Source organism: Gordonibacter massiliensis (ex Traore et al. 2017), assembly GCF_019731765.1.
Taxonomy (GTDB): Bacteria; Actinomycetota; Coriobacteriia; order Coriobacteriales; family Eggerthellaceae; genus Gordonibacter; species Gordonibacter massiliensis.
The window spans coordinates 628,188-640,404 of the sequence record NZ_JAASIO010000001.1 but is presented as its reverse complement, the minus strand read 5'-3'; the positions used below and the strand labels follow the sequence as shown (position 1 = coordinate 640,404).

Here is a 12,217-nt window from a genome sequence, read left to right as displayed (position 1 = left end):
TCGTAATTGCACATTGTAGCAGTGTTGCCGCACTTGCAGGGATTATTCGCGCGCTTCGTCGGGCAATCGGTACACGCGCGCCCGGCCCGTCCCCTCCGGTACGATAAGACCTTTGGAAACCATGCTGGACAGGATATCCTTGGTCCTCGTTGGCCCCAGTTCGAGAGCCTGCACGATCCTGCTCCTACCGGCAGCCCCTTCCGAAACCAGCAGATCGATCACCTGGTTCTCTTTTTCTTGCGTTATCCTCCCTGTGTTTGCGGCCGGTTTTTGCCGCCGGTTTTTGCCATCCTTGGAATCAATCAGCGGCAATACCATCACCGTCCGGTCGGGATCGAACGATTCCGCGATCATAGGTTCGGGCAACCCACATGCCTTCCATCCATCGAATATCTTCGGCAGACCGCTGCCAGCACGCTCGCCGAGCGGGCTCTCGACCGAGCGGAAAACGGCTGCCCCCCCCCCCCCGATCAGCGGCGTGCGGTCCGATTTCCCTCGAGCAGGGCGCCGAACCAGTAGTGCGCGACGCCGGCCAGGACGATGCGGTCGCCGAACGCGAGCTCGAACGGTTGGCGGCCGTCGCGCGCGCTGTCGTACACGACGCACGCGTCGCGCAGAACGCGGCTGCCGTGCCGCGACCCTTGGTCTTCCAAGAGCCAAACGCCGTCCTTGCCGACGATGCGGCAGTGCGACCGCGATACGTACGGATTCACTTCGATGACGTCGCAATCGGTGTAGCGCCCGATGACGAACGGGCGGTCGGCCGTCAGGGTCCACCAGTTGGCCATGGCGCCCTTCTCGTCGCTCGCGTACTTGATCAGGCAGGCGCGGTTCTCCTGCAGACAGGGTCGGCCCTCGTCTGCGTTCGGAACGACGAGCGGCGTCTCGTCGGCCAGCTCGAGCACGAGCCGTTCGTCGAGATATCCGAACGTCATAAGATGGAAGTACGAGGACGCAAGCACGATCAGCTGTTCCTTGCCATGCGTGGCGGGAAGCTCGTCGCACCAGGCGAACAAGGAATGCATCTCGTTGGCTATGCGGTCGGGGTTGAGCTCCGCGCGCCCGTCCTCGCGTTCGTTCTGCAACCCGCGCTCGACGTCCTCCCACAGGGCGCCGCGAAAATAGTCGACCGCCTCTCCGGCATCGCAACCCGCTCCCTCGCACAGCTCGGCGCAGAGAAGCTGCGCGGCCTCGTCGAAAGCCCGCGGATTCTTCTCGTAGCTCGTGCGGAAATCCTCCACGTAGCGGCGCGAATGAATAAGACGGGACAGAACGGCCGCCGTGCGCTTGCGGATGGTGGGATTGTCGTGGTTGATGTAGTGGCCGTTCGTTCCGATGTAGGAATAGAGGACCTTGTGATTGATCCGACCATGCGACAGCGATCGAATATGCTCGGCGAAGTAGTACAGCGCCGTATGCCACCGCAGTCCTCGCCCGGAACGTCGAATGATCGCGTCTTCTCGGTGTTCGTCGTCAACCGCACCTTGTCCCCTTGTCTCTGTTGCTTTTTCAAGCCTGCGTTCGCGCAAGTAAACGATCACTAGGTTATTCGTCTTGGGGAGGTCGCCCTATTGCGCAACACCATTCGTTATATCACCGGCCGGCAAATCGGGACGGAAACGGGGCGTATCCGCAGGCGTGGGAAGGGGCTGTGAGACGTCGGCCGGCGGGCAGGAAGCGTTCGAGCCGGCGTATCGATCCTTCAGCCGCTCCATCCGCTCAACCAACTCGAAGACGCTCGGACGCGCTGCCGGATCGAGGGAGACGCAAGCCTGGATCGTGCGACGGATATCGCGCGGCAGCCTGTCATCGACGCGGGGGCCGGCTCCTTGGCGACAGTACGCCGACCAAAAAGAAAGACCGCGCTGCGGAGAGGGCGGGAACGGGTACGGCCACAGCCCCGTGAGCACCTCGTGCGCCACGATGCCGAACGAGAACACGTCCATCGTGTCGTTCTCCCAGCCCTCGTTGCGGATAACGCCCTCGGGCGCGGTATATCCGTACGATCCGCAGGGCACGGCGTCCGTAGGGCCGCCCAAGAAGAACGCGGTGTCGAAATCGATGATGGTCGCCCGGTTGCGGGGAGAAGGCGAAACGATGATGTTCGACGGCTTGACGTCTTGGTGGATCAGCGGAGCATTCGTGTCGAAACGCCCCAGGTCGCGCAGGCCAACGGCCACATCGAACAGCAGCGACAGCGCTTCGGCGAGCGGAACCGACCGGCATCCCCGCGTCCGTTGCGCGATCACGTGCGAAAGCGCGGTTCCCTCGATCCACGTGGTCACCACGTAGAGCAGCTTGCCACGATCGGAGCCGGGCGGCGACTCTCCCACAACCCCGTACGTCAGAACGCGCGGCGTGCCGCCCTCCCCTTCCGCCGAACGCGAACGGGAATCCTCGGCAAGCCGTGCGAACAGCTCCACCTGATGCCGCAAATACGGGCCTTCCGCCCGCATGGTCTTCAAACAGCACGCACGCTGGGGCGCCGCGCCCGATGCGAGGCGGCAAACGAACACGCTCGAACGGCTGTTCTTCGACACGAGATCGATCGAAAGGGGATGCGATGCCAGCCCACGTCCTTCGACGCGGTTTCCTGAATGGATATGCATGCCCGATCCTCCACTTCGCCGGAGCGCCCAGAGTCGCCAAGGCGCGTGGTCCGTTCGGAGGCCCTCGTGGAAACGCGTTCTGTGCAAGGAGTGCTGGCGAACATGCGCGGGAGGTCGCTCGCACCGCCCTGGAGCAGTGCTCTGACGTGCGCGCCGCCGATTTTCGGGAGGCCTCCCTCCTCGCACTATAGCCCGTTGAAACGCCCGGACGGGTTGCGCAACTTCGCACGAGCCCCCGTTCGAGGCGCCGCAACCGTCGTCGGCCGCACGTCGGGAAGCGGGCGCAGGCGGCGTCCTGCGCGAACGATCCTCCTGCAAGCAAGGTTTGCGCGTACCGCGAGACAACCGGCGGCGAATCTGCAAGTCGCATGCAAGCCGGGGGCCCCGAGCTCATATGAGGGGAATCCTAAGACGGAAACGGACGGGAGCGGAAGCGCCGCGAGGCTCAACGCCCCTGCACGAACACGAGGCAATCGTTGGCGGAGCGCGCTTCGTCGAAGGCGTAGCCGAACACGTCGAAGGCGCGCAGATCGTCGATGCGGCGCACGTCGTTCTCGGCGCACCAGCGCACCATGGAGCCGCGCGCGGCTTTCGCTGCGGTGGAGCGTTGGACGAGGCGTCCGCGCTCGTCGACGGTGCCGAACAGGCAGGTGACGACGCGCGGGGACAGCCCGGGGGACGGTCGGCCCTCGCCGTCGCCAACCCGCGCGGGCACCGCCGAAGAAGCAGAGTCGGCGGCCGTGGAAGCCTGCGCGTGCGGAAAGACGGCCTTCGCGTACTCGACCGAGGCCAGGTTCACGATCACGTCGGTCTCGGCGGCGAGGCTGCGGTAGAGGCGGTCGCCCCAGAAGGCGTAGAGGTCTTGGGCGCCGCCTACGGGCAGCTTCGCCTGCATCTCCAAGCGGTACGGCACCACGCCGTCGAAGGGGCGCAGCACGCCGTAGAAGCCCGAGAGGATGCGCAGGTGCTCCTGCACGTACGCCAGCTGCGCCTCGTCCATGACCTGCGACGCGAGATGCTGGTACTGGATGCCCTCGTAAGCCAGCACGGCCGGGGTGAGCGCGCTGGCGCGCAGGTCCATGGTGCGGACGCGCTCGAAGTTGAGCTCGGCCAGCGCGTCGCTGCACCGCCAGAGCGCCTTCGCCTCGTCGTAGGACAGCGCGCGCAACGCGCCGAGCAACAGCTCGGTCCGGTCGAGGAACGTCGGCAGGTCGCGCCAAGCGAACGCGTCGTCCACGACGTTCATCTTCTTGGCGGGCGATACGATGAAGCGCACGGCTTTCCCCTTCTCGATCTCAACCTGTCGGTGCCGGCCGTCGCAAGGCCGCCGCACCGCCTTGCGACAGGGCGCACGCCCGTCCGCACGCCGAGCATGCACTAGCCGCGCCAATCCCGACGCATGGCCTCCCATTTCGCGTCGCGGCCCGCCTCGACGGCGGCCGCGTCCTCGTCGGTGAGGGCCTTGAAGCGGCCTTGGCGATGCAGATACGCGTCCACGCTCGCGAACTCCTTGGGGTCGCGGTTGAGCTTGAAGCGGCCGCCGGGCACGCCGCTCACCTGCTCGCCTTCGTATTCCGCCAAATACCACAGGCCCGTGTCCACGATGTCCTTCGCGATGTCCACCGTCTCGTCCACGCCGCAACCCCAGCCGGTGGGGCACGGGGCGATCACGTGGATGTAGCGCGTGCCACGGATGTCGCGGGCGCGTTCCACCTTGCGGATGAAGTCGTTCAGGTAGCCGATAGACGCTGTGGCGGCGTAGGGAATGCCGTGGGCGGCCACGATCTCGAACAGGTTCTTCTTCTGCGTTAGGCAACCGCGCACGTTCGCGCCCGCCGGCGTGGTGGTGGTCTTGGCGCCGAACGGGGTGAGCGAGCTCTTCTGGATGCCCGTGTTCATGTACGCCTCGTTGTCGTAGCAGATGTAGAGCACGTCGTCGTTGCGGTCGATGGCGCCGGAGAGCGCTTGCAGGCCGATATCGGCCGTGCCGCCGTCGCCGGCGAAGCCCACCACCGTGCAGTCGTCGGGCTTCTTCCCCTGCGCGCGCAAGCCGGCCTCGATGCCGGTGAGCACGCTGGCCGTGGCGGCAAAGGGCGTGATCATGGCGTTGTTCGCGAAGGCGAGCTGCGGGAAGTTGAACCCGACGGCGCTCATGCAACCAGCCGGCAGCGCGGCCACGGCGTTCGGCCCCAGCACCTTGAGCGCCGCGCGCACGGCGAGCGACCCGCCGCACCCAGCGCACGCCTTGTGCCCGAAGAAGAACTCGTCGTCGCTGATGTTCTTGGCGTTCACGGCCATGGCTACCGCCCCCCTTCCGATAGGGCTTCGGCTGACGCCGCACGGGATCCTTCGACTCCGCGCTGCGCGCTGCGCTCAGGATGACAATCCGCCGGCGAATCGATGCCCAAGAACGTCACATGCGGCAGGTCGGCTTCGCCCTCGGCCGCTTGCACGAGCACCCGGAACATGCCTTCCACCTGGGCCTCGGAGATGTCGTCGCCGCCCAAGCCCCCGATGAAGTTGTACGTGGGAACATGCGCGCCCACCTGGTGCAGCGCCGAGTTGACGTTGGTGTACACCGTGCCCTCCGCGCCGAACGAGACGTCCTTCTCCAGCACGCCCACGGCCTTCGCGCCCTGAAGCGCGCAGGCGATGAGCACGCTCGGCAGCGGACGCAGGTAGCGGATGCGCAGCAGGCCCACCCGTATGCCCTGGGCGCGCAGCTTGGACACCACGCCGCGCACAAGCCCCGCCACCGATCCGAGCGTCACCAACACCACGTCGGCATCGTCGCAGTCCACGCACTCGATCATGCCGGTGTAGCGCCGCCCGAACACCTCGGCGAAGCGCTCTTCCGCCTGCTTGATGGCGCGCGGCGCCGCCTCCTGCATGTCGCGATGCTCCCAGTACTTGAAGTAGCGGTCGTACTCCGGCCCCGCCGAGAAGCCGATGTTCACCGGATGCTCGAAGTCGAAGCGGTTGCCCGCCCCGTCGTAGGGCGGCAGGAAGGCGTCGGCCTCTTCGGGCGCGGGCACGTCCACCGTCTCGTAGGTGTGCGTGAGCGCGAAGCCGTCCAGGTTCACCATGACGGGCGTGCGCACCGCCGGATCCTCGGCCACCGCATAGGCCATGAGAGCCAAATCGAGCGCCTCCTGGTTGTTCTCGGCGTACACCTGGATCCAGCCGTGATCGAGCAGCGACAGCGAGTCGCGCTGGTCGCCGTAGATGTTCCACGGCAGCGCCGTGGCGCGGTTCGCGTTCATCATGACGATGGGGAACCGGCCGCCCGACGCGTAGGTCAGGCACTCGGCCATGTACAGCAAACCCTGGCTCGACGTGGCCGTGAACGTGCGCGCTCCCGTGGCCGACGCGCCGATGGCGCACGACAGCGCCGAGTGCTCGGACTCCACGTGCACGTACTCTGCGGCCAGCGAGCCGTCCTCCACCATCTCGCTCAGGCGCTCCACCACCACCGTCTGCGGCGTGATGGGGTACGCGCTGACAACCTGCGGGCGCGCCAGCCGCACGCCCTCGGCGAACGCCTCATCGCCGGAAAGGAACCGCTTCATCGGGCATCCGCCTCGCTTTCTTGCCGTTGCGTCCCTTGATCTGCCGGCTGTCGCCGCGCAGGATCTTTCGACTTCGCACCTTCGGTGCTCCGCTCAGGATGACAGGGAGGCTGGGCATCCGCCTCGCTTTCGGGGATCATCGTGATGGAGCCGAACCTGCACGCCTTCGCGCAGACGCCGCAGCCTTTGCAGAAGTCGTAGTCGATGGCCACCGGAGCGCCTTCGGCAGCAGGTTCGCCCACCTTGAACACCGTGCCGTCGGGGCACAGAAGGTAGCATTGCAGGCAGCCCGTGCAGGAGGCCGCGTCGATCACTGGACGCATGTTGCGCCAGCCTGCGTTCTTCACCGTGAGGTAGCCCGCCTCGAAGCACGTGGAGCGGGCGAACTTCTCGGGATCGAGCGCGCCCGTGCGCAGCGTGGGGATGTGCGCGTCAGGGCGCCGAGGCTCCGTCGGGGCGCTTTCGGTTGCCGACGCGGAGGATCCTTCGACTCGCTGCGCTCGCTCAGGATGACAGATGGGGAGCTGCGCTTGCTCGGGGCGGTGGCCTACCGCCTCCATAGCCTTTCGCGCGATGGCCAGGTTCTTCTCGTGCAGTTTCGCGGGCATGTACTGGCGGATGGCCTCCTCCACGTCTTCGATGCTCACCCGGTCGCACAGCGCGGCCAACGCCCCGAGGAACACGGTGTTGGGGATGGGCCGGTCCAGGACGGCGCTCGAGATGCCGTCAGCGTCCAGCGCCACGATGCGCTCGTCGTCGAACGTTCGCGTGCTGTTCACCAACACCATGCCGCCGGGCTTGAGTTCGCCGTCCCATCCTTCGCCGAGCAGCGTGTCGTCCAAGTACACCACGTAGTCGGCCTTGGCAATGGCGCTGCGGTTGCCGACGGGCTCGTCCGCCATCTTGGTGAACGCCCTGATGGGAGCGCCGCGTCTCTCGGGCCCGAACGCGGGGAACGCGAGCGCGTGCCGCCCGTCGGCCAGCGACGCCGCCGCTCCCAGCAGCCGCGCCGCCGTGAACGCGCCCTGGCCGCCGCGGCCGTGCCATAGAACTTCGATCATGAGCTATCCTTTTCGCATCTTCGCACGTTGGTCAGGCAAGTATACCGCTGCCGCTGGGAGGAGGACGCGCTCGCTCCGCCCACGTGCCGCCAATCTCCCCCAATTGGGCAAAGCGCGGCGCGAACCTGCTGCCCGATTTCCGGTCCCAGCAGTCCTCCGGCAGGGTCGCCGCTGCACAAAAATCACCGATGTCCCCCTAGAATCCGGGCTGGAAGGGCCCGCTCGCTCGGCACCGCGCGCTCTTGCGGGGCGTTTGCCCAAGTCACGCTAATCGAGCGCGGGCGCGAGGGAAGACGGGGCGGCCGCCAGAGGGGGACATCGGTGATTTTTGTGCACGGGGAGGGAGTCGTGGCAAAAGTCGATCTGTGGCAATCGGTCGTGCGCATTGGAAAATCTTGCCTGGGCAAACGCTTCCACGAACGCCGGAGAACCACGGAAACCCGCCGAAGAATAGCCAACCCCTCCCCCCGGCCGAAGTTTTTTGCCACGGCGAACCTGCGTGCCGCAGTCGCGGAGCCAGTGCGCGCCCGCACCTCCCCACCTCTTTGCCGTGCCCGAACTCCCGACAGGCGGTCACGAGAGCGCGAAATTCGCGTTTGCTGCTGCTATGAATCTTAGGGGCGCGGCCTTGTGCGAACTATATAATGCTCGAAGAGAGATCGGACGAAGAGGCATGCGAAGGAGTTGGCGAACACCGTGATGGACCGCCCCGCGTACGGCAGGAAACACCCGGCAACGAGCCAGCCGCCCGTCGATTCAGGCGAGACGACAAGCGCCGCGCCGGCATCCGGCGAGGACGTCGCGCGCGGCAAGCACGGCCGGCCTTCGCCGGAGGACGCCGCCAAGGGAGATCACGCCCGGTCGCGCAACGATGCATCGCTCGGCAAGAACGACCGCGACCAAACCGGACGGGGAGCCCGCGACGCCAAGGCGCGCAAACCCCGCAAGCCCAACTTCGTCACGCGTCAAGTGAACCACTGGTGCAACCGCCTGCTGGGAGCCGTGTCCGAACGCTCGCTCGCCCAGCAGGAAGAGGAGTACGCGGCGCACCGCACCACGCGCGACTATGTGTGGAACTCCATCGGCATCGGGGCGTGGGGCATGGTGTTCCCCGTGCTCACCGTCGTGGTCACGCAGCTTGTTGGCGTGGAGCAGGCCGGCATGTTCTCCATGGCGTTCGTCACCGGCATGCTGCTCATGTACCTGGCCAACTACGGCGTGCGCACCTATCAGGTGTCGGACCTGGACGAGGCCCATTCGTTCTCGGACTACCAGACGAACCGCTGGATCACGTGTGCCATCATGGTGGCGGTGGGCGTGGCGTACTGCATGATCCGAGGCTATTCGGACGAGATGTTCACCATCAGCCTGGGCGTGTACGTGTACAAGATGGTCGACGGCCTGGCCGACGTGTACGAGGGGCGCCTGCAGCAGGTGGACAAGCTCTACCTGGCCGGCGTGTCGCAGGCGTTCCGCTCGGTGATCGTGCTCGTCGCGTTCTCGCTGTGCCTGCTCATCACGCGCAACCTGCCGGTGTCCTGCATCGTGATGGCCGTGGCCGCCGCCCTCACGTTCGTGGTGCTCACGTTCCCGCTTGCAATGTTCGAGACGCCGAAGTCGCGCCGCGTGAGCCCGGCCAGCGTGGGCAGGCTGTTCAAGCAGTGCTTCCCGCTGTTCTTGGCGCTGTTTTTGTACGCGCTCATCGACAACATGCCGAAGTTCGTCATGGAAGGCGTGCTGAGCTACGACAACCAGCTGTACTTCAACGCGCTGTACTTTCCCGCGCAGGGCATCTTGCTCACCATCGGGCTCATCTACAAGCCGCTGCTCGTGCGCATGGCCGAGGCGTGGGGCGACCCCGCCAAGCGCAAGAAGTTCGATCTGATCATCGTGGCCATCATGGTGGTTATCGTGGCGTACACGGGGGCTACGGCGTTCGTCATGGGATGGATCGGCATCCCCATCATGAGCTTTTTGTACGGGCTCGACTTCGAGCAGTTCCGCGGGCTTTTGTACATCATGATCGCCGCGGGCGGCGTGACGGCGGCGATCGACTTCCTGTACCAGGTCATCACCGTGCTGCGACGACAGCGCGCCGTGACGAAGCTCTACATCATCACGTTCGGGTTCTCGCTGTTCGTGCCGCTTCTACTGGTGAACTTCACCGGATTGCCGGGCGCGGTGATCGGCTACCTCATCGTCATGTGCATACTGCTTGTGCTGCTGGTGAGCGAGTACGTGAGCATCCGCCTGGGCTTCTCCAAGGAGACGGAGACCGAGGCCAGCGCCATCGCTCCCAGCCCGAGCGCGCACGGACGCTCCACGACCGCACGCGCCGCCGCCCACGAGAAAGCGCGCGTGCGCGCGATCGAGGCCGAGCTGGAAGCCGAAGGCGGAGCGACCAACGGCATGTCGCCAGCCCGCGCCGCCGCCCACGCGAAAGCGCGCGCCCGCGCGGAAGAGCCTTCCGGCCGGCCGAATGGCGACGACGAGGGGATGCTACCGCAGTAAGTCGTCCGATTCCAAGAGGAACGTGCGAATGTCCCGATGCATGATACCGTTCTGACTCCGATCAACCTTGTCCAGCGACAGCACGTACTTCGGGTAATCGCTCCGCAACTCCTCCAACGGCTTGAATTCACGCTCTATCGTTGACTCATCTGCCAGCAGATAACACACTTGCAGGTAAAGCTTGCGCGATCCCTTCGAAGCGATGAAGTCTATCTCGCGTGAAGCGCCTCCCGGCGCGGACGCGCTTTCGTCGGTGCCGGAAACAACGAGAGGCTTATCTCCCACCGTCACCTTCCATCCATGACGGAGCAATTCGAGGAAAACGATGTTCTCAAGGACTTGATCGATATTGCGGTCGTTGTTTCCGTACACCGCTTCTCTCAAGCCCTGATCGACAAGATAGTACTTCTCTTGGCTCTTGAACACTTTCTTGCTCATCACATCAACGCGCGATGCGCGATACAACAGGTTTGCATCGGAAGCCACCTGCACGTACTTCAAAACCGAGCCAACGGAAATGGAGATATTCTCGCCTTCCAGCATGCGCTCGATGCTGCGCCCGCTGAATGTGTGACCTATGTTCGCGATCAAAAACGGAAGAAGTTCCCCTAACAGCGATGCGTCCTTTATGCTCTCGCGCTCCACCATGTCTTTCAAAACCACGGTGTCGTAAATGCTGAGCAGATATTCCCGACAAGGGTCGGGCGCGTAATCGAGGTAGGAAAGGAATGGGAATCCGCCCAACACCCGATAGACGTCGAACGCCTCGTCGACAGTCTCTTGTATCCCGTCGTTCATCCTAAGCCGCACGAACTCGGAAAAAGAGAACGGAAAAACCGATATTTCTACGTAACGTCCACTGAGATAGGTTGCGAACTCGCTTGAGAGAAAATGAGCATTTGAACCGGTAAGGTAGATGTCTATCTGGAATTCCGTCTGCAAGCCGGGAACAAGCTGCTCCCAAGTCTCGACCTCTTGAATCTCATCAAGAAAGAGGTAGCCTTTTCGACCGTCTAGCTCATCTGCCCATGCCTTTACCTGTTCGTAAAGCAGATCCGGGTTCTTGAGATGACGATTCGCGTATACCTCCAAGTTGACATCGAGCATATCCGTCCCGAGCACGCCTCGCGATCTCAACTCCGCACGGACGAGCTGAAGGAGGGTCGATTTTCCCGACCGGCGCACTCCCGTGACTATTTTGATGACTGGTTTGCCGATAAAAGGACGAATCCTGTCGAGGTAAAGCGGACGGTCGATCATCGATGCCTCCAAATTTTGTCCATTTCAATCGACAAATTACACTGCATATGCATTTTTGTCAATTACAATGGACAAAATTTAACCATCCGTGCGCAACAAGTTCCTAAACGAAAAGATGAAGGGCGAAGGACGATGTCCGGTTCAACCGTGGGGCGCTCTCCAGAGCGCCCGTTCGCGCGAAGCGCGAAAACAACCGTGTAGGTTTCCCCGGCAGGCAAGCGCAGCGACGTCTGCCATGCGGCCGCAGGCCGCATAACGACCGCCCAGGTTGCACCGCGCGGGAGCGGAGCGGCCCGCGCTTCGCGCGCAGCGCGAAAACTGCCGCCCAAGTTGGCGTAGTAAGTCAGCGAGAAGCCCCCTCGCGCCGATAATCGGTCCGTCTCGCGGCCGAGCGTACTTCGGTACGCGAGGGCAAGCGAGAAAGGGCCGAGGATCGGCGCGAGGGGGCTTCGTAGCGTCGGCAAGTTCCGACGGCCGTCAGGCCGGCGGAACCCGAACGTCGGCAGGTTTCGCGGGCCTACGGCCCGCGAAACCTAGAACCGCGCGTACTTCGTCAGGTTCTTCTTGAGCGTGTCCACGAAGCGCTGGCCCGTCTCGCCCAGCTGCTCGCCTTTGCGCCCCACGTAGCCCAGGTGAAGCTTCACGTCGGTGTCCAAGGGCACGGTGTTCAGGCCGGCGCCGTCGGAGATGCCCACGAGGATGCCGCTCGTCACCGTGTAGCCGTTGAGCGCCACGATGAGCTCGGAGAGCGACGCGCGGTCGGTGCAGGCGATGCTCTTGGCGCGCGGCGTGGAGGCCAGAGCCTCCTCGGCGAAGGCGACCGGCGAGTCCTCGTCCTGCTCGAAGTACAGGTACGGATAGTCTTCCATATCCTCCAAAGTCAGGCTCGCGGCGTTCACCATGGGGTGGCTCGCCGGCAGCGCCACGCGCGGGGCGGACCGGATGAGCTCCACGAACTCGAGGCCCGCGGCGTCGAGCGCGGCGTTCACCTCGTCGGCTGTGGCCGACGTCTCGAACAGCACGCCCAGCTCGCTTCTTCCGCTCGCAACGTCGTCGATGACGCCCTGGGTCGTGCGGTCGCGCAGCGCGTAGGCGAAGGAGTCGCCGCCCAGCGCCAGCACGGTGTGGGCGAACGTCTGCACGTTGAACAGGTAGTGCTGGCCGGAAACGGCGAAGGTGGTAGTGGTCATGCGCGTGGTCCTTTCTT

At 64.5% G+C, this 12,217-nt stretch carries 10 protein-coding genes; 1 reads left to right on the top strand and 9 read right to left on the bottom strand.

Translation table 11 applies throughout. The features are described from left to right. Positions 1 to 42 precede the first annotated feature (42 nt). The 7 genes from HCH03_RS02630 to HCH03_RS02600 form a co-directional block, all read right to left on the bottom strand. Positions 43 to 366 (bottom strand): hypothetical protein, encoded by a 324-nt coding sequence (locus tag HCH03_RS02630; RefSeq protein ID WP_221688238.1) that lies wholly within the window; start codon positions 364 to 366, stop codon positions 43 to 45. Positions 367 to 470: 104 nt separating this feature from the next. Next, a complete protein-coding gene (locus tag HCH03_RS16730) occupies positions 471 to 1,541 on the bottom strand; it encodes an FHA domain-containing protein (RefSeq protein ID WP_221688237.1) in 1,071 nt (356 codons plus the stop codon). 27 nt (positions 1,542 to 1,568) lie between these two features. Continuing rightward, positions 1,569 to 2,609 (bottom strand): protein kinase domain-containing protein, encoded by a 1,041-nt coding sequence (locus tag HCH03_RS02620; RefSeq protein WP_221688236.1) that lies wholly within the window; start codon positions 2,607 to 2,609, stop codon positions 1,569 to 1,571. A 445-nt stretch (positions 2,610 to 3,054) separates the two neighbouring features. Further along, entirely contained in the window at positions 3,055 to 3,885 is an 831-nt protein-coding gene (locus HCH03_RS02615) for a YaaA family protein (RefSeq protein WP_221688235.1), read from the bottom strand. Between the two features lie 101 nt (positions 3,886 to 3,986). Continuing rightward, positions 3,987 to 4,907, bottom strand: a complete 921-nt coding sequence (locus tag HCH03_RS02610; protein ID WP_221688234.1) for a thiamine pyrophosphate-dependent enzyme — start codon at positions 4,905 to 4,907, stop codon at positions 3,987 to 3,989. Between the two features lie 2 nt (positions 4,908 to 4,909). Continuing rightward, entirely contained in the window at positions 4,910 to 6,178 is a 1,269-nt protein-coding gene (locus tag HCH03_RS02605) for a transketolase C-terminal domain-containing protein (RefSeq protein WP_246599470.1), read from the bottom strand. Continuing rightward, the gene (locus tag HCH03_RS02600) at positions 6,175 to 7,239 is read right to left on the bottom strand and encodes a 2-oxoacid:acceptor oxidoreductase family protein (RefSeq protein ID WP_221688233.1); all 1,065 of its coding nucleotides are present in this window, start codon (positions 7,237 to 7,239) and stop codon (positions 6,175 to 6,177) included. Before HCH03_RS02600 ends, HCH03_RS02605 begins: the two co-directional genes overlap by 4 nt. Positions 7,240 to 7,923: 684 nt before the next feature. Here HCH03_RS02600 and HCH03_RS02595 point away from each other — a divergent pair. Continuing rightward, the gene (locus HCH03_RS02595; protein WP_246599468.1) at positions 7,924 to 9,750 is read left to right on the top strand and encodes a lipopolysaccharide biosynthesis protein; all 1,827 of its coding nucleotides are present in this window, start codon (positions 7,924 to 7,926) and stop codon (positions 9,748 to 9,750) included. On the opposite strand, the gene HCH03_RS02590 is transcribed toward HCH03_RS02595, so the two are convergent. Further along, positions 9,739 to 11,022 carry an ATP-binding protein gene (locus HCH03_RS02590; protein ID WP_221688232.1) on the bottom strand — a complete coding sequence of 428 codons (1,284 nt, stop codon included), beginning with the start codon at positions 11,020 to 11,022 and terminating at the stop codon, positions 9,739 to 9,741. The two genes, HCH03_RS02595 and HCH03_RS02590, sit on opposite strands and share 12 nt — an antisense overlap. Positions 11,023 to 11,543: 521 nt before the next feature. Next, on the bottom strand, positions 11,544 to 12,200 hold the full coding sequence (locus HCH03_RS02585) for a LysR family transcriptional regulator substrate-binding protein (RefSeq protein WP_221688231.1): 657 nt from the start codon (positions 12,198 to 12,200) through the stop codon (positions 11,544 to 11,546). Between the last annotated feature and the right edge of the window lie 17 nt (positions 12,201 to 12,217).